At 51.9% G+C, this 18956-nt stretch carries 11 protein-coding genes; 9 read left to right on the forward strand and 2 right to left on the reverse strand.

Features of this window, described 5'->3' with window-relative positions; genetic code table 11:
• Positions 1-155: 155 nt before the first annotated feature.
• From ACY0JR_RS04100 to ACY0JR_RS04110, 3 genes are all read left to right on the forward strand, one after another.
• The gene (locus ACY0JR_RS04100) at positions 156-1721 is read left to right on the forward strand and encodes a serine hydrolase (RefSeq protein WP_462632619.1); all 1566 of its coding nucleotides are present in this window, start codon (positions 156-158) and stop codon (positions 1719-1721) included.
• A gap of 486 nt (positions 1722-2207) precedes the next feature.
• On the forward strand, positions 2208-5195 hold the full coding sequence (locus tag ACY0JR_RS04105) for a M16 family metallopeptidase (RefSeq protein ID WP_462632620.1): 2988 nt from the start codon (positions 2208-2210) through the stop codon (positions 5193-5195).
• Between the two features lie 178 nt (positions 5196-5373).
• Positions 5374-6039 (forward strand): hypothetical protein, encoded by a 666-nt coding sequence (locus ACY0JR_RS04110; protein WP_462632622.1) that lies wholly within the window; start codon positions 5374-5376, stop codon positions 6037-6039.
• Between the two features lie 82 nt (positions 6040-6121).
• On the opposite strand, the gene ACY0JR_RS04115 is transcribed toward ACY0JR_RS04110, so the two are convergent.
• The gene (locus tag ACY0JR_RS04115) at positions 6122-8386 is read right to left on the reverse strand and encodes a TonB-dependent receptor (RefSeq protein WP_462632623.1); all 2265 of its coding nucleotides are present in this window, start codon (positions 8384-8386) and stop codon (positions 6122-6124) included.
• A 323-nt stretch (positions 8387-8709) separates the two neighbouring features.
• Here ACY0JR_RS04115 and ACY0JR_RS04120 point away from each other — a divergent pair, with 323 nt between their 5' ends.
• The 6 genes from ACY0JR_RS04120 (at position 8710) to ACY0JR_RS04145 (ending at position 16606) form a co-directional block, all read left to right on the forward strand.
• The gene (locus ACY0JR_RS04120; RefSeq protein WP_462632624.1) at positions 8710-9987 is read left to right on the forward strand and encodes a serine hydrolase domain-containing protein; all 1278 of its coding nucleotides are present in this window, start codon (positions 8710-8712) and stop codon (positions 9985-9987) included.
• 70 nt (positions 9988-10057) lie between these two features.
• Positions 10058-12565 carry a glycoside hydrolase family 9 protein gene (locus ACY0JR_RS04125; RefSeq protein WP_462632625.1) on the forward strand — a complete coding sequence of 836 codons (2508 nt, stop codon included), beginning with the start codon at positions 10058-10060 and terminating at the stop codon, positions 12563-12565.
• A gap of 455 nt (positions 12566-13020) precedes the next feature.
• Entirely contained in the window at positions 13021-13467 is a 447-nt protein-coding gene (locus ACY0JR_RS04130; RefSeq protein ID WP_462632626.1) for a hypothetical protein, read from the forward strand.
• A gap of 73 nt (positions 13468-13540) precedes the next feature.
• On the forward strand, positions 13541-13933 hold the full coding sequence (locus tag ACY0JR_RS04135) for a hypothetical protein (RefSeq protein ID WP_462632628.1): 393 nt from the start codon (positions 13541-13543) through the stop codon (positions 13931-13933).
• A 135-nt stretch (positions 13934-14068) separates the two neighbouring features.
• On the forward strand, positions 14069-15487 hold the full coding sequence (locus ACY0JR_RS04140; RefSeq protein ID WP_462632858.1) for an SDR family oxidoreductase: 1419 nt from the start codon (positions 14069-14071) through the stop codon (positions 15485-15487).
• A gap of 216 nt (positions 15488-15703) precedes the next feature.
• A complete protein-coding gene (locus ACY0JR_RS04145; RefSeq protein WP_462632629.1) occupies positions 15704-16606 on the forward strand; it encodes an NmrA family NAD(P)-binding protein in 903 nt (300 codons plus the stop codon).
• 21 nt (positions 16607-16627) lie between these two features.
• On the opposite strand, the gene ACY0JR_RS04150 is transcribed toward ACY0JR_RS04145, so the two are convergent.
• Complete coding sequence (locus ACY0JR_RS04150) at positions 16628-18643, reverse strand: cation:proton antiporter (RefSeq protein ID WP_462632630.1); 2016 nt, start codon at positions 18641-18643, stop codon at positions 16628-16630.
• Positions 18644-18956 lie beyond the last annotated feature (313 nt).

Raw genomic sequence — 18956 nt, forward strand, 5'->3', positions numbered from 1 at the left:
TACGTCATTTTCCTGAAAGAAGCCTTCAAACAACCGGCCTTTCAGAAACAGGGCAAAGGTAGCGCATTATTCTGAGAACCGTTTCCTGGGCTGGTCGCCTGTTTTAACCGATCGCACTTTTACGTACCTTGTGCATTGAAACGAAATCCTCACCCATGTCTTTTAGTCCCACTTACCGGTCTCTCCGGCTTACTTTTCTGGCCCTGCTCTTGTGGAGCCTCTCCCTTCCCGCCTTTGCCCAGGTTGATTTTCAGAAGCTAGACGCTTACTACCAGAAGGCGCTCAAAGATTGGAACGTGCCGGGCATGGCCATCGCCATTGTCAAAGATGATTCTGTGGTGTTCGCCAAAGGGTACGGCGTGCGCGACCAACAGAAAGGCGGTGCCGTAGATGCGAACACCCTCTTCGGGATTGCCTCTAACACCAAAGCCTACACCGCCGCCGCGCTGGCGATGTTGGTAGACGAAGGTAAACTGAGTTGGGATGACCCCGTGACCAAATACCTGCCTTATTTGCAGCTGTATGACCCCTACGTGACGCAGCACCTCAACATTAGGGACCTACTCAGCCACCGCGTGGGTCTGCAAACCTTTTCCGGCGATTTGCTTTGGTACAACACCACCTACAGCCGCAAAGAGATCTTGCAACGCGCCAAATACCTGAAACCTGCTTATCCGTTCAGGGGCGGTTACGGCTATTCAAACCTCATGTTTATCGCCGCGGGCGAAGTGATTGAAGCGGTTTCCGGCAAGCCCTGGGAGCAGTTTATCCAGGAACGCATCTTCCGGCCTTTAGGCATGACGCGGTCTTATACCTCGGTGAACCAACTCAAAGGAATAGAGAATGTAGCCACGCCGCACGGCAACCCCGTCACAGAAAACGGCAAACCAGTACCCACCGTGCTCACCGCCTGGAACAATTGGAACCCGGCCGCCGGAATTTTCACCAGCGTATTGGAAGATGCCAAATGGCTCAAACTGCAACTGAACCGAGGCACCTACCAAGGCCAGCGCCTCTTTTCTGAAAACGCCTCCCACACCATGTGGACCATGCACAACCCCACGGTAGTAGCCAAAGAGATGGAAACCATTACGCCTTCAATACATTTCAGCGGCGCCGGTTTGGGCTGGATGCTCAATGACTACCAAGGCCGCAAGATAGTAGCGCACGGTGGCGGACATGAAGGCATGAACAGCCGTACGGTGTTGGTACCCGAAGAAAAGTTGGGCATCATCATCCTGACCAACAGCATGAGCAGCATCATGGCCCCTATCGCTAACTACACCATTGACCAGTTCATGGGCATCACCAACGGCCGCGACTGGAGCCAGTTCAACCTGCAGGCTGCCGCCAAAGCCCAAGCCGCAGAAAAAGCTGCGGAAGAGAAGATTGCCAAAGGGAAAGCTTCCAAAGCTAAACTCACCCGCGACCTGAACGCCTACGCGGGCACTTACCACAGCCCTCTGTATGGAAACGCGGTAATAACGGTGCAAAAAAGCAAATTGGTTCTGAGTCTGGTCGCTGCTCCGGCTTTGGGCGGTGAACTATCGCTCTGGCAACCTGATATTTTTGACCTAGCCTGGAAAAATAACTTCGCGCTGCTCACGCCTACCAAAGCCCGGTTTCTACCAGGCCCAGACGGCTCCATTACGGAACTACGCTTAGATTCTAATAACCCAGATTTCCACTTCTCAGAGCTGGAATTCAGCCGGGTTAAATAGCCAGAAACCATCTACCTTGATGACCAAAGTAAGTAGCAGAACAAATTAAAATATACATTTTGTCATCCTGGAAGGATCTCGGTAGCGAGCGGCAAAGGCGTTTATTTACAGCTTTTCTAGTTCACCCACAAGATCCTTCCAAGATGACAAAGAGAGAATACATAGTTATTTCTGTCCACTTACATAAAAACAGTGAGCATTGCCCGTTCAATCTGGCAATGCTCACCGTTTAAGGGCTGTTTTTAGAAAACTGATTAAAAACGGAAATTTTTGTAATATTTCCCTGAAAGTCCCGACTTATCCTGTATCTTCCCTATTGTAAACACAAGCAACCCCTATTGTAAACACAAGCAACTTTGCTTTTTAAGAGCCTAATCAATTATTTCCCAAGTAGTTAATGAACCTTTCTCAACCAAGAATTGTGCAATAGATTCCTTGGTAATATCCTTCTAACCCGCTTTCATCAAACCCAAACAAACTAAGTTCATGTCAAAGAAGAGCACACTGGCCATTTTACTGGCTGCCGCCATGCTCACGCAGGCACAAGCGCAGACCAAACCAAAGGCCACTCCGGCCAAAAAAGCGACCACAACCGCTGCTAAAACTCAGCAAGGCACCCGCAAATTGGAGACTGTTACCCGTAAGAGCGGCGAGTTGCTGATTCCTTACGAGAAATACCAGTTGCCTAACGGTTTAACCGTGGTGGTGCACGAAGACCATTCTGACCCCATTGTGCACGTAGACGTGACTTACCACGTAGGCTCGGCTCGCGAGGAAGTGGGTAAGTCTGGTTTTGCGCACTTCTTTGAACACATGATGTTCCAAGGCTCTGACAACGTAGCCGATGAGGAGCACTTCAAGATTGTTTCTGATGCTGGCGGAACCCTAAACGGTACTACTAACCGCGACCGCACCAACTATTTTGAGACCGTTCCCTCTAACCAGCTAGAAACCGCGTTTTGGCTGGAAGCTGACCGCATGGGCTTTTTGTTGGATGCCGTGACCCAGAAAAAATTTGAGGTACAGCGCGAAACGGTGAAGAACGAACGCGGCCAGAACTATGATAACCGCCCGTACGGCCTGGTATATGAGAAGACCTCTGCAGCCCTGTATCCATACGGTCACCCGTATTCCTGGACTACCATCGGGTACATTGAGGACCTGAACCGGGTAAACGTAAATGACCTCAAGAACTTCTTCCTGCGCTGGTACGGCCCTAACAATGCTACCCTCACTGTAGGTGGTGACGTTACGCCTGCCCAAGTGGTGAAGCTGGCCGAAAAATACTTCGGTTCTATTCCAAAAGGTCCGGAAGTGAAGAACATGAAACTGGCGGCTCCGGTGCTTACCCAAGACCGTTACATTTCTTACGAAGACAACATCCGCTTCCCTTTGGTGCAGATGACATTGCCTACCGTTCCGGCCAATCACCCAGATGAGCCTGCCTTAGATGTGCTTTCTGACATCATCGGCGGTGGCAGAACATCCATCATTTACCAGAACATGGTAAAAACGCAGAAAGCCAACCAGGCCGGTGCGTACCATTCTACCTCAGAACTAGCCGGTGAATTCACCCTTTCGGCCCGGGTTCTTCCAAACCAAAGCCTAGCAGATGCCGAGAAGCAACTACGCGATGCCGTAGCTGAGTTCGAGAAAAAAGGCGTGACCGATGAGGACATTGCCCGCTACAAGGCTTCTTATGAGTCCAGCGTCATTAACAGATTATCCAGCGTACAAGGCAAAACCTCTACGTTGGCCGCCAATCAGTTCATGACCGGTAACCCTAACCACCTCACCAAAGAATTGGCGGCGGTTAAAGCGGTCACCAAAGCCGATGTACAACGGGTGTACAACCAGTATGTTAAAGGCAAAAAAGCCGTTATTCTGAGCGTGGTACCTAAGGGTAAACCTGAGATGGTGGCGAAAGCCGATAACTTCAAAGTTGACCCAAGTGGCTACAAAGCTCCGGCTGACCAATATGCTGGTTTGACCTACGTAAAAGCCAAAGATACTTTTGACCGCAGCAAACGCCCGGCGGCGGGTGCCGCTCCTACCATTACTGTTCCTCCATTCTGGAAAGAAAGCCTGGCCAACGGCATTAAAGTGATTGGTGCTAAAAGCGACGAAGTACCTACCGTCACCATGTTGTTCACCCTGCAAGGCGGTCACAAACTGGAAGCGCACGACCCATCCAAAGCTGGTATCGCTTCTCTGACAGCTTCTATGTTGAATGAGTCTTCGCAGAAATACACGGCTGAGCAAATCAGCACGGAATTGGAGAAACTAGGTTCTTCCATCGGGTTCGGGAGTGGTTCTGAAAGCATGACCGTACAGGTGCAGTCGCAAGTGAAAAACTTGGATGCTACGCTGGCTTTGCTGGAAGAGCGCATGTTCCGTCCTCGCTTTGATGCCGCTGAATTTGAGCGCATCAAAAAGCAGCGCTTAGAGGCCATCAAAAACCAAAGCACCCAAGCCACCACGGTAGCCGACAATGTGTACAACAAAATGCTGTACGGCGAAGGCAACATCCGCGCCATTCCGGTTGTGGGTACCGTGGCTTCTGTGGAAAGCATCACATTAGATGACGTGAAGAAATTCTACGCGAACTATTTCTCGCCAAGCGTGACCAACCTGGTGGTAGTAGGAGATACTGATCAGAAGCAAATCATGTCTAAGCTGGCGTTCCTGAACAAATGGGCAGCCAAGCCTGTGACCATGCCTGCAGACTTCAAAACGGCCGGTATTGACAAGACGAAGATCTTCATTGTAGACAAAGAGAAAGCCGCCCAGTCTGAGATCAGAATTGGCTACATGGCGCTTCCGTATGACGCCACCGGCGAGTACTACAAAGCCTCCTTGATGAACTACGTGTTGGGTGGAGCCTTCAACAGCCGCATCAACCTGAACCTGCGCGAAGACAAAGGCTACACCTACGGTGCCCGTTCTGGTTTCTCTGGTACTGAAGAGGCTGGTCCATTCACCGCTTCGGCCGGGGTTCGTTCCAATGCATCTGACGCGTCTGTGGTGGAGTTCATGAAAGAGATCAAGCGCTTCAGAGAAGAAGGAATCACAGATGCCGAGCTGGCTTTCATGAAGAATGCCATCGGTCAGTCTGATGCCCGCAAGTATGAAACCTCGTTCCAGAAAGCAGCCTTCCTCAACAACATCCTGCGCTACAACTTAACGCCTGACTACGTGACCAAGCAGAACGAAATTCTGCAGAACATCACCAAAGAGGAAATCAACGCGCTGGCTAAAAAATACCTGCCGGTTGATAATATGAGCATCATGCTGGTGGGCGACAAAGCCGCTATCAAGCCAGGCCTGGAGAAATTAGGCTATGATGTGGTGGAACTAGATACTGAAGGAGCCACCGTGTTAGCGAAAGCTGACGTTGCGGCTACTCCGGAAGTAAAGAAAGAAGAGCCTGTGAAAAAAGGCCGCAAAGCCAAAGCACAAGGCCGTATCTTCTAAGCTAATCCTTACCGGTTTACCGGAATAAAGGAAACCTATTTTAAAGGCGTTTTCGGGGAAAGAACCCGGAAACGCCTTTTTTCTTAAGCAACGCTTCTCCAACCATTATTTTCCTGTAAATGAATGGGTTACTTTCCTGCACAACCGGAATCAAGGAGAAATAACGTTGCTTTCTGCCATGCCAAGACTACTCACTTTTATTGTCGGTCTCTTCTTGTTAGCGGGCATGAACGCCTGCTCCTCAGACCCAGGGTTACAGTTCGAGAACCCGCAGCCACTCACCGCCGCCGAAGAAACACAATTCCCATCCGCACTTTGGGGCGAATACGTCAATCCGCAAGACAGCTCTACCCTTCACCTCAACGCTACTACCTTAATCCGGAAAACGCAATTCTTGTCACCCACCTCTGTACAGGAGTTGCAGAAGGATTCCATCACCTACAAACTGGAGAATGGCCGGTTCTACGCCGAGGGATTCCCGGAAGGAATGCCTGTTCTGCGGCAAACGCCAGACTCCCTCTACCTGTTGGTTACCACCAGCGACACGTTGTTCTTTCAGAACACTGCTCATCAATTACGCAAATTCAAAGGTCAGTACTTCCTCAACCGGCAGATTGCTCCTAACAGATGGGCTGTTTTCTGCCTGAAACCAGACGGTAAAAAGCAGATTCAACTTCAATACTTAGATGATTCTGTAGACCGGGAAAAGATGAAGGAAATCATTCCACTGCGGGAAGAAAAGGAGGTGTTTTTAGCCAATCCCAGCCAAAAAGAACTGCGGAAGTTTTTACGCCAGGGCGGCTTCCGGCACCGGGAAACTTTTACACGCGTTTCAGAAAAGTAAATCCTTTTATTTCTACTGATCGTCTGACTTATCACAAACCACTACCTATCCTCCGCTTTCTGGCTACTTTCCTAAAAACAGCTTAAAAACTCTTCCGCAACTGTACACCGGTATAGAAGTTACGGCCCGGTGCGGCCTGGAAGTAGCGGTTCCCGAAGGCATTTAAGTCATTACCTAAACTGTAATCGCGGTCAGTAGCGTTGTCCACGCCGCCATACACATCCAGGTGCCAGGTCTGCGCCAGAGTGCGCCGGAAACCGGCTCGGGTGCCCAAGATAAGGTAGTCTGGCGCGTACACCGTGTTGGCATCATTCAGCGGAATTTCCTCAGAGTAATTGGCCGTGGCGTTAAGGTACAATCCCAGTTGGGTTTCCACATCTAGACCAGCTACGGCTACGTGGGGAGCGGTGCCGGTGAGGCGGTTGCCCGAAAAATCGTTCTCGTTCTGTTGGTAGCTCAGGAACCGGAAACGGTTGTAGGTGTAGGTTCCCCAAAGCCGAAGCAAGCTCAGTGCCTCTTGGGGGGCTTGCACAAACGCATATCCGGCGGCCACTTCCACGCCCTGCTGCCGGGTTGTTCCGGCGTTCGCGAAAACAGCTACCCCAGACGGCGTGGTACGGCTCACAATGGTTTCCTTCAGCTTGAAATGAAAGCCTACCACATCAAACGTGAAGCGCTGGTCCAACAGACTGCCTCTCACCCCCACTTCATAATTGGTACCCCGCTCAGGCTGCAGCGAAAGGTTGATGCTGGCATCAGACGGACGAACCTCGGCCTCTGTGGGCGGTGAGAACCCCGCACTCACGCTGGCGTGCGCCGATAACGTAGGGGAAATTACTTTCACCAGACCAACGCGTGGCGAGAGCTGGGCATCAATCTTCCGGGTTTGCTCATAGTTAGGATTTGTGGCCGCTTCAGACACCCGGGCAATGTCATAGCGCAAGGAATTAAGGCTGGCTCCCAGCGTAAGCAGAAAATCAGAAGGCAAATCCACTTCGGCCTGGCCGAAAACAAAACCTTCTTTTACGGTCACTTCATCGTCATAATTCAAAGGTCCGGGCGTACCGGCGTTGTTCACGTATTGGCGGGCATTGATGAAGCGGCGCTGCGCCTCGGCACCAACGGTGAACCGCGTAGGGAGCAACCCTATCTGGGTTCTATAAGTAGTGCGCGTGCGGCCCCCGAAACTCTGGTTTACATTGCGCTCATAATCCGTCACGAAGGGATGGTTGAGGAAGCTGAACACCCCGAAGAAGGAAGTGGTATTGCTCCAGCGCTCATTGAACTGGTAATTGTGCACAAAGCCCAGGTTCAGGCCTTCCACGTTGAGCGAGGCGTTCTGGTCTTTGTTCAGTTGCCGCGCCGCGCGCGGATTAGCCTCAAACTGCTCACGGGTGAGGGCACCGGGCAACTCATAGAACAGGTCTGAGTAGAGCGCATGAAAGGAAAAGGTTTGCTTCTGGTTTGGGTAAAACTGCCCCGAAAGGAGCACGTTTTTGCGATCCAGGGCACTTTGCTCACGGTAGCCGTCCAGGGTTTGCCGGTCAAAGCGCAACAACAGGTTTGATTTCTCGGAAGCCACACTGGCAGCGGCAAACCCTCGGCGCAAGCCATAAGAACCTACCTGTGCTCCAGCCATGACGCTGCTTTCTATGGGCCTCACGGTTTCCAGCAGAATAGTGCCGCCCGTACCCGCGCCGTATACGCTTCCCGCCGGACCTTTAATGACTTCAATGTTACCTATGGTACCCGCATCCAGCATGTTCAGCGGAATGGTACCGTTTGCTTCTACCAGCGGTACCTCATTCAGGTACACTTTCACGTTGCGTACGCCGTACGGTGCCCGCAAAGAACTGCCCCGTATGGAAATGCGGTAACTGGCCGTGGCTCGTTCTTCCATGCGTACCCCCGGCAACGTATTGAGAGCGGGCACCAAGGTGGTTTGGGAAAAACGTTCCAAATCACGGGTGGAAAGCAGCCCAATGGCCCCGGCCGTCTTTTGCAAGGGCCTACGGGTCTCATAGCCTCTCACCACTACTTCCTGCAGATTCACGGCCAACGGCTCCAATAAAATTACCAGTTGCTTTCTGCTTTGGGGCACTACCAGTTTTTGCAGCCGATGGCTGGTGGCGCGCTGCACCAGCAACGTATCAAAGCGCGAAGCCAGCATTATCTGAAACTGACCCGCGGCATCCGTCAGCACCAGGCTACCAGTCACTGCTTCACTGACCACCGCTCCTTCCAGCGGCTGTTGGGAACGGGCATCCAGTACGCGTCCATTTATGGTAACCTGCGCAAAGGCCGGAAGAAAATAGATTAGAAATAGGAAAGTTAAAAGGTATCTCATGAGGTGAAAAATGAAAGCGAAGACACTAGACCAATGTGAACAGGAATACCTCTTCTGTTGGCGTCCTGCGCTTGGTACGTTGCTTACGCAATTTGAGGGGAACAGACAGTACAAACCTATGAAAAAAGTAACAAGTCGGGTTGTAGTGTTGCGCTTGATGAGTGCTTGACTTCTGATAAACGTAAAAAGGCTACCTTCTAAATCTTTGAAGCATTTCTCCGCGCTTACTGGTACGCACTACTAAAAATTGCAGTATCTTACATGGTACAACTCCATTCGCGGCGATGCCTCGGCCTGTGCCAACAAACCCAAAAAGCAACCCAATGAATAAAATCATCTACGCTTTACTATTCATTTCCCTTACAGCCTTTTCCTTCAAACTACCGCCTACCAGTAAAAAGGCAAAGAAGGCTCCTGCCATCGTTAATCATGCGGTGAAAACCCAGATAGATACGGCCTTAAAGGGCTTTGTAGATTCAGGCAGAGTAGCGGGCGCATCGGCGTTGATCTTTGAGAAAAACAAGGAAGTCTACCACAATGCTTTCGGGTATGCTGACCGGGAGGCCAAAACGCCCATGGACCGAAACACCATTGTGCGCATCTATTCCATGACCAAACCGGTGACCGGGGTAGCCCTGATGAAGCTGTACGAGAAAGGCGCCTTTCAACTGGACGACCCGCTATCAAAATATATTCCGGCGTTTGCCAACATGAAGGTGTACAAGGGGGTAGATGCCTCGGGTAACCTGATCCTGGAGCCGCTCAAACGCCCCATCACCGTCCGGGACATTACCCGCCATACCGCAGGATTCGCGTCTGCCACCGACCTTCCGGGTTTAAGCGAATTGGTGCAGAAGGCCGACCTTTCCAACCCCAACAACACACTGGAGCAGATGGTGAAGAAATTAGCCAACCTACCGCTCCTGTTTCAACCCGGTGAGCAGTGGTCGTACGGTCCATCGGTAGACGTGCAGGCTTATCTAGTGGAGCGCCTCTCCGGCAAGCCTTTTGCCCAATTCCTGCAGGAAAACATCTTTACCCCGCTGGGCATGGCCAACACCCGCTACGTGGTGCCGGAAAGTGACAAGAGCAGGTTTGCCGCTACCTACCGCAAAGGCGAAGGTAGCCAGCTGACCCGCGTTCCTGACATAGACAATCTTTTCAACACCAAAGGATTTGCCTTGACACCGGGCGGTTGGGGCCTCACCTCTACCCTGGATGATTACATGAAATTCGCCCGCATGTTGGTGAACAAGGGTACCTTGGGTAAGGCCAGAATTCTGAAACCCGAGACCGTTAAATTGATGGCTACAAACCAGCTGGCAGACAGTGTTACGCAGCGCATGTGGCTACCCAGCAAAGGACGAGTGGGTTTCGGGATTGACTTCGCGGTACGCCTTTATCCGCCGGCTTCTAAAGAGGAGAACAACGGGGTGATGGGCGAATTCTTCTGGGATGGCGCGGCCAGCACCCTGTTCTGGGTAGACCCGGTGAATGACCTTACCGCCGTCCTGTTTGTGCAGGTATTCCCCTTTGACGGCAAACTGCACAAGCGCTTCCGCGATGCCGTTTATGGCCCGTTTAAGCCAAATCAGCCTTAAACCACAGTTTCCAACTGGTTAAAAGGGTATTATCTTGATTCTGCCAGACCATCCTTCTATTCTATATCCAATGATCAAAAGACTACTCAAAAGAGCCTCTTGCCTGACGGCCGTAGCGGTGCTTGCCTTGCAAACGCCCAATGCGCTGGCCCAGACCAACACCAGCGGTGGCTTAAGACTAAACGAACTGGAGTACCTGGAGATGCCGGGTTTGAACGTGATGTTGGCCCATGACTTCTACCCTGAGAGCCACCAGGGCGGCGTGGGCATTATCCAGAACGGCCTGCGTATTGGCACCAACGGCGATCTGCGCCTGGAGCCTACGCCCGGCCAATGGCAGCCGGTGCCTAAGGTAGGTCCGCGCGTGGTAGACAAAGCCACCCAGACCATCAGTGTGCGGATGCAGTACCCAGACCCGGACAAAAACCGCAAAGGCTTCAACCCCATCATCTACCCCGACCTGAACTTCGCCTACGAGGTAAAGGTGCGGCCCGAGGGCAAGAACTTCCGGATTATCGTGGACCTGGACAAACCCCTGCCCGATGAATGGATTGGCAAAGTAGGCTTCAACTTTGAGCTGTTTCCGGGTATCCTGTTCGGGAAGAGCTACTACATGGACAAGCAGTTCGGGATTTTCCCACGGCAGCTGAACGGCCCAGGCTTTTATGATGCGTCCAAAGAATACCAGACCACGCCACTGGCAACAGGCCAGAAACTGACCATCGTACCCGAAGACCCTCGGCAAACGCTCACTATTCAAAATGTCACTGGCGAAGGCCTGCAACTGATTGATGGCCGGGCACAGCACAACAACGGCTGGTTTGTGGTTCGGTCACTGGTGAAAAAAGGCGCCTCTAAAGGAGCCATTGAGTGGTTGGTGTCGCCCAACGCGATTGCCGGTTGGAAGTATGATCCAGTGGTACAAATCTCACAGGTGGGTTATCATCCCAAGCAGCAGAAAGTAGCTGTGATTGAACTGGATAAAACCGAAACGCAGCGCCATCCGGTGACTTTGTACCGCATCAAGGAAACAGGCGGGCTGGAGAAAGTGCTGGAAACCCAACCCAAGGAATGGGGCAAGTTCCTGCGCTACCATTACCTGCAGTTCGATTTCACCAAAGTAGAGCAGCCCGGCATGTACAAAGTGCAGTACGGCACCTATGAAACCAGCCCGTTCCAGATCAGTGACCAGGTGTACAAGCGGCACGTGTGGCAATCGGTGATTGAGACGTTCTTGCCGGTGCAGATGTGCCACATGCGCGTGAACGACCGCTACAAAGTCTGGCACGATGCCTGTCACCTGGATGATGCTCGCATGGCGCCCCTCAACCACAACCACTTTGACGGCTATATCTCCGGCCCCAGCACCCTGACCAAATACGCACCCGGCGAGCACGTTCCCAACCTGGCGGTAGGCGGCTGGCACGATGCCGGCGACTATGACATGCGCGTGGAATCCTTGGCGGATGAAATCCGGATTTTATCGCTCGCTTTTGAGGAATTCAAGGTAAAGTACGACAACACCAGCATCGACCAGAAACTGAAGATTGCTGAGTTGCACCGCCCCGATGGCAAGAACGATATCCTGCAACAGGTAGAGCACGGTGCTCTTTCCATTGTAGCCGGTTACCGCAACTTGGGTAGATTGTATCGGGGCATCATTGAACCGTCTCTGCGCCAGTATACCTTATTGGGCGAAGCCTCCACCCAAACCGATGAAGTAGTGTTTGACCGAGCCAAAGCACCTAATCCACTCCCGGAGATTGGCCAGAAAGGTGCCCCGGATGATCGTTGGGTCTTCACAGAGGAGAACCCCGGCCGGGAACTGCAGGTAGCTTCCTGCTTGGCCGTGGCTTCGCGTGCTTTGAAAGGTTACAATGATTCTTTGTCTACGCACTGCCTGCAAATTGCCCAGGAGTTGTGGGACCGTACGAAGGAGAAAGACAAGATGCAGCGCGTGAATGCTGCCGCCGAGTTGCTGCTTTCCACCAAAGACAAGAAATACGCTAACTGGCTTGTAGACAACACCCAGGACATCGCCAAGAACATCAGTCGCACGGGTTGGGTGATTGGCCGTACTTTGCCGCTTATCAAAGACAAAAAATACAAAGCGGCGGTACTGGCTGCCGTGGCCAACCACAAGAAAGTAGTAGAGGAACAGGAAAAGAAAACGCCGTACGGCATGCCGTATGAACCCGATATCTGGGGCGCCGGCTGGGGTATCCAGAACTTCGGGGTGCAGCAGTATTTCCTGCACGCCTCCTACCCCACTATCTTCCCGAAAACCTACATGCTGCACGCCATGAACTTCGTATTAGGCGTGCACCCGGGTTCTAACGTGTCTTCCTTCGCCTCGGGCGTGGGTGCCAAATCATTGACTACCGCCTACGGAAACAACCGCGATGAGTGGTCGTACATCCCCGGCGGCGTAGGTTCCGGTACGGCCTTAATCCGGCCAGACTTCCCGGAACTGCTGCACTGGCCGTATCTCTGGCAACAAACCGAATACGTGATTGGCGGCGGTTCCTCAGATTACATGTTCCTGATTCTGGCCGCAGATCATTTGCTGAGCAAGTAACGCTCCCTTCTTACCTAAAACAGAGAAGCCCGAGGACACACCCTCGGGCTTCTCTGTTTTGCGGCCGTTTTCTAGAAATCAAGATAGAAACAAGGCTTTTCACAAGGTCGTTCTTCTGCATAGGAACTTCAGCTACTTAACGTTGGCATATCTTCTCAAGCTGTTCCAGACACCTGTTCCTAAAACAAGCTTAGAAACAGATTCTAGCTTGTACTTAATTTTAGGTAATTAAGAGATTATCAACCTACTACATTTAATATACAACAAATAATTAAGTATATTCAGTAATCAATTCCAACCTCCCCCTCTGGTTCGTCAAACGAGTTAGAACAGCCTGAAACCCCTCCGTAAGCTGCTTTTAACCCGGTATTTTCCTATGACGCAGGCATCCTCTCACAGACCATGACAGAGAAGCCAAAGATTGCATTTCAAGAGTAGGCCATTACCAGATCACCATGAAAAAGATTATCCTCGCCCTGACATTCCTGATCCAGACCACTGTTTGCTACAGCCAGACACCTGTCACCTCTACCCAGGAAGGTCCACTTAAAGGCACAAAGGAGTATTATCTCCATAAAAGCAAAGTAAAAAAGATAAAAGGCTGGGTTTTCACTCCGGTGGGGATAGGGCTCATTGGGCTTGGAGCAGCGATGTCTTTTGCGGAGGTAGCTGGTGCAATTACTACCTTAGGAAAGGATGAATCTAATGGCACTGGAGCAGGCTTGGTGATAGTAGCGGGGATAGCATCCACGATTGGAGGCACTATTTCCTTTATCTCTGCCGGGTACAACAAAAGAAAAGCACGGTCTATGGCCGTTGGCTATGAACAGGTTCCCTTACCGCAACAGGGAAGTTTGATGACCAAGGCCGTCCCCATGGTGGGGCTGAAGGTGTCTTTCTAATGCTTCACAGGCTAGAAACTTCCACAGCAGCATTGACCAGAAGGCGCATAAATTATCAGAGATCATGAAAAGTATGGTGTGTTTCTTTTTCCTGCTTACGGTAGCTACAAAAGCCTTTAGTCAGGGAACTACGTCCACTTCCCCTCCCCCTGATTATTCAAAATTAGCGCAGTCACAAACGGTAGGGGGAGTACTTCTCCTGGTAGTTGGGACGGGGTTATGTATTACAGCAGGTAGTTCCATAGAATTGGGGATCAACCGTGAAGCTGACAACACGATTTTCTATACCCTGGGGACCGCTGGTGTGGCCTCTATCATAGGAAGCGTAATCTTGCTCAAAGCCGGAGGGCGCAACAGGAAAAAAGCCAGGGCCATGCAATTGAAACAGGGGCAAACCTTCTTGCCGCAACAAGGGAGCATGATGACAAAGGCCGTACCCACGGTGGGGCTGCAAATCCATTTCTAAGTTTAAAGTTTCAGCAACAAGTTACCACCTCACTGGTTCTCACTTTCTTACTCCCTCCATCCATAACAAAAGCAAACCAAGGCTGTTACGGTAAAACACTTCCTTCTGTGAATGGAGGAAACATCGGCAGCCACCATGAAAATCTTACTCACCGGCACTACAGGGTACATTGGGCAGAGCCTGCTCCCGGCGCTGCTGAAAGACGGCCATGAGGTGGTGTGCTGCGTGCGCGACAAAAACCGGTTCGATGAGAGCAAATACGCCTCGGAAAAGTTGCAGGTCATTGAGGTGGATTTTCTGGACCAAGTATCACTAAGCGCTATTCCGAAGGACATTGAGGCGGCTTATTACCTTATCCATTCCATGTCGGCGGAGAGCGGCGATTTTGAGAAGCTGGAGCGCACCACAGCGCTTCATTTCAGGGACAGAATCCAGAAAACGGCCGCAAAACAGGTCATCTATTTGGGCGGCATTACCAATGACCAGAAGCTTTCCAAGCACCTGCAATCCCGTAAGGTAGTAGAAGAAATACTGGCCTCGGGCTCTTTTCACTTGACTACGTTGCGGGCGGGCATCATCCTGGGTTCGGGCAGCGCTTCTTTTGAGATCATGCGTGATTTGGTGGAGAAACTGCCCGTCATGATTGCGCCCAAATGGCTCAATACCAAATCGCAGCCTATCGCCATAAGAAATGTCATTGAGTACCTCAAAGGGGTGTTGGGCAAGGAAGAGCTGTATGACCAAAGCTTTGATATTGGCGGGCCAGATGTGCTCACGTACAAAGAAATGCTGCTGGGCTTTGCCAGAGTGCGGGGATTGAAAAGAACCATCATCACAGTGCCGGTCATGACGCCCCGGCTTTCGTCTTACTGGCTGTACTTTGTCACGTCCACCTCGTACACGCTGGCTACCAACCTGGTGCAGAGCATGCGCGTGGAGGTCATCTGCCAGGAAAACAACCTCAGAGATAGCCTTGGCATTAAACTCCTGCCTTATGACATCGCCATCCGGCTGGCCTTTGACCGCATCCAGAACGAAGGCGTGATTGCCAGTTGGAAAGACGCTTTGTCCAGCAACGTACTCAACGAAGGAATTTCCAAGCTACTCACGGTACCTACCTTCGGGTGTTTCACAGACAAACGGAAAGCCGACGTAACGCAGGTAGAAAGGTCGGTACACAAGATCTGGTCCATTGGCGGCGAGAACGGCTGGTATTACGCCAACTGGCTCTGGAAACTGCGCGGGTTTATTGACAAGCTGTTCGGGGGCGTGGGGCTTCGGCGGGGCCGAAAAAACAGCACCATGATCCACGCCGGGGAATCACTGGATTTCTGGCGCGTCCTCTACGCCGACCGTGAGGAAAAACGCCTCCTACTGTACGCCGAGATGAAACTGCCCGGCGAGGCCTGGCTGGAGTTCAAAATCATTGACAGAACGCTTTACCAGACCGCTACCTTTCGGCCGTTGGGTTTGTGGGGCCGCTTGTACTGGTACTCCGTGCTGCCGTTTCACGCCTTTATTTTCAGTAACATGCTCAAACGGATTTCCGCCTGAGTAGCGCACATCACACGCATTTCATAGCCGTTTTCCCATTTTCAGGTCTAAAACAGAGACCGCGTAGTCTTCAGGAGTACTACGAGCGTCTGGGTATCTTCCTGTAAGTTAACCTTTACCAGAAAACAACTTTGCCACTCTTCGGTTAACAGAGTAAATAAACCGTTAGACAGCAAACCCGGTGGCAACCTGGCCAGAGGGTAGCTGAAGAATAAGATGAGCAAAGTGATTTTAGTGGCAGGCGGCACCGGAAATCTGGGCGGAAGAATTGTCAACTCTCTTCTTGAACAAGGAGCAAACGTCAGGGCCATTGTTCGCGCCAGCAGTGACCCCAAAAAGGTAGAAAAGCTTAAGAAACTAGGCGTAGAGGTGGTGCCGGTAGACATGCACAATATGGGCGAAGTAGCCATCGCCTGCCAGGGTGTTTCCTGTGTGGTGTCTGCGTTGTCTGGCTTGCGCGAGGTAATCATTGACACCCAGAAAGTCTTGCTGGATGCCGCCGTAGCCGCCGGAGTTCCCCGCTTTATTCCGTCAGATTTTTCGCTTGATTTCACCAGAATTTCGGTGGAAGAAAACCGAAACCTGGGGCTCAGAAAAGAATTCCACCGTTACCTAAAGCAGGCGCCCATTATTCCCACTACCATTTTCAACGGCGCCTTCGCCGACATGCTGACCGGGCAGATGCCGCTGGTGCTCTTCAAGTTCAAACGGGTGCTGTACTGGGGCAACGCCGACCAACGCATGGATTTCACCACCATGGATGACACCGCCGCTTTTACCGCGTGTGCCGCGCTGGATGACGCCGCGCCGCGCTACTTACGCATTGCCGGAGACCAACTCAGCGCCCGCGAAATACAGGAAGTGGCCAGTGCCGTAGCCGGAGAAAAGTACCGCCTCTTCCGCCCCGGCGGATTGGGAATGCTGAGTGCCCTTATCAAAGTCACCAAAAAGGTTGCTCCCGGCGGCAATGAGATCTACCCGGCCTGGCAGGGCATGCAGTACCTACACAACATGCTGGACGGCCGCGGGCACTTGGAAAAAATAGACAACCACCGCTACCCAGACCTGCAATGGACTACCGTGCGAGACGTGCTCTCCGCTCATTTGGCAAACGCGTAACTCCCTCTTTAGATAATAGCTTTACTTCTGCTCTGGGTATAACAGCACGTAACTCACATCCTGGAAGTAGCGGGAAAGGTAGCGGGGCACCACGTTGAACTCCGGGCGATAAGAAACCGTGTGCGGCCGACCGAGAACCACCAGGAACAAATCATTTTTGGTCACTTCTTTGGCGAGAGTCTGGAAGTTATCCCAGTTCTCATACAACTCATAACTGATATTCACGGTATACCGGTCTTGGTTTGTCACAAACGCCTCCAGGGTTTCTAAGGTCTTGGGCGCGCCCAAAATCCTGATTCTGGCTCCGGCTCCTTTCGCAAATTGCAGAATGGTATTCACCCAATACGGGAACCCGGCTTCCCGTTCAGAATTGCGGGGCACTACCACTATAATGGTCTGGATAGTGTTCAACGGATCGCAGAACTTACAGAACATGGTCTGCACCGACGTATGGTTCACCACCCGGTTCAGCACACTGCCCAGCAGCCACTCGCGGGCGCTCAACTTGCCGTTCCAGGCCATCACAATCTCCGTGATGCGCAGTTCCCGCACCGCCCTAATAATCCCGTTGCCTACGTTGATATCTACCCGGTACACCGGCCGTATCTGCTCCGGCTCCTCGGTCGCTTCCTGAATCACAGAGGCCACATCGCGCTGGTGCAGCTTAATCTTATCTTCGGGGTTATGATGTTCTGAGAGCACCACCAAGGGCATTAATGGCTCCGAGGCAATGGGGTTCTTGATGAGCAGCGAGAAGTCCAGGAGGCGTTTCAGGTGCTGCAGATTCTCTACCGGAATCAAAATGCGCTCGTCGCCTTCGGTGCCTTCCGGGACTTTGTCTGCCATGGCAATGGCAATAGTCCTTCCTGCTTTTTCGGCCACAATGCTACTGATGAGGCAGGAAACCAGAATTAAGATGATGGTGCCGTTCAAGGCTCTTTCGTCTAAAATGCCCAGGTTATACCCAATCAATACCACGGCAATAGTGGCGGCCGCGTGGGCACTGCTCATGCCAAAGATCAGGTTCCGTTCACTGGCATTGAACCCGTAGATTTTCTGGGTAGCGAAAGCCGCGATCCATTTACCCGCGAAGGAAATACAGATGATGACCGCCGCCACAAACAAAGCCTCAGGACCTTCCAGCAGCACCCGCACATCTACCAGCATACCCACACTGATGAGGAAAAAAGGAATGAACAGCGTATTGCCCACAAACTCGGTGCGGTGCATCAAAGGCGAGGCTTTGGGAATGAGTTGGTTTAGGGCCAGTCCGGCCAGGAAAGCACCTATAATGGGTTCGGCCCCCGCCACGTGCGCCAGAAAGCCAGACAGAAACACCACCGCCAGCACAAACAGGTACTGCGCGTTGCCCTCGCCCTCCAACGACCGGAAAAACCATCGGCTTAGCCGGGGCACGCCCCACAGCACCAGAAATACGAACACGCCCAACGAAGCCACAAACTGCACCCAGAACAAAGGCGACAAATCTGGTTTCTGCAAGTTGGTAACCACCGCCAGAATAATCAGAACGGCCGCGTCTGTGATAATGGTACCGCCCAGAATGAGCGTGACGGTTTTGTGCTGCGTAATGCCCAAGCGCCCAATAATAGGGTACGCCACCAACGTGTGCGTAGAAAACATACTGGCCAGCAAGAAAGACGAAAGCGGACTGTACCCCAGAATATAGTGGGCACCCAGAAAACCCAGAATGAGCGGAATGACAAACGTGAGCGCCCCAAAGACAATGCTCTTGTTCTTATTTTCCCTAAAGTCATCCATGTCCATTTCCAGCCCCGCCAGGAACATGATGTACAGCAACCCGATGGTACTGAACAGCACCACGCTTTCGTCGCGCTCCAGCACCCCCAAGCCGTGCGGCCCCAGCACCACCCCAGACAGAATGAGGCCCAGAATACCCGGAATCCCCATTTTATTGAACAGCATGGGCGAGAACAAAATCACCAGCAGAATGACCGCAAAGACCAACACCGGGTCCTGAATGGGAAGCTGGAACAGGGACTCAGACAATAAAACCATTACGGGATAAATCAGAGAGTAGAACGGAATCTGGTACGTTGCCTCAGGATGTATGTTCCTGCGCTACACTCCCCTTACTTGAAACAGATAAACTAGTTTTGGCAATTTTACAGCTTGCTACCTTTCTGCGTATATTTTCAGGAAACAGCGTAAAAACCGCAGGCAGAAAGGCCTTTACGGTAGCCAGAAAAGCGTTGAGAAGTAGGAATCTGCACCCGGTGCGGCGGCTATCTAAAACTTTTCTACATTTAAGAAACTAAGGCTGCCATCACGTGAGGTTAAAATTTCAACACTCTGGTACGGCCTCCGTTTA

This window comes from Rufibacter sp. JT3400010, assembly GCF_054956755.1.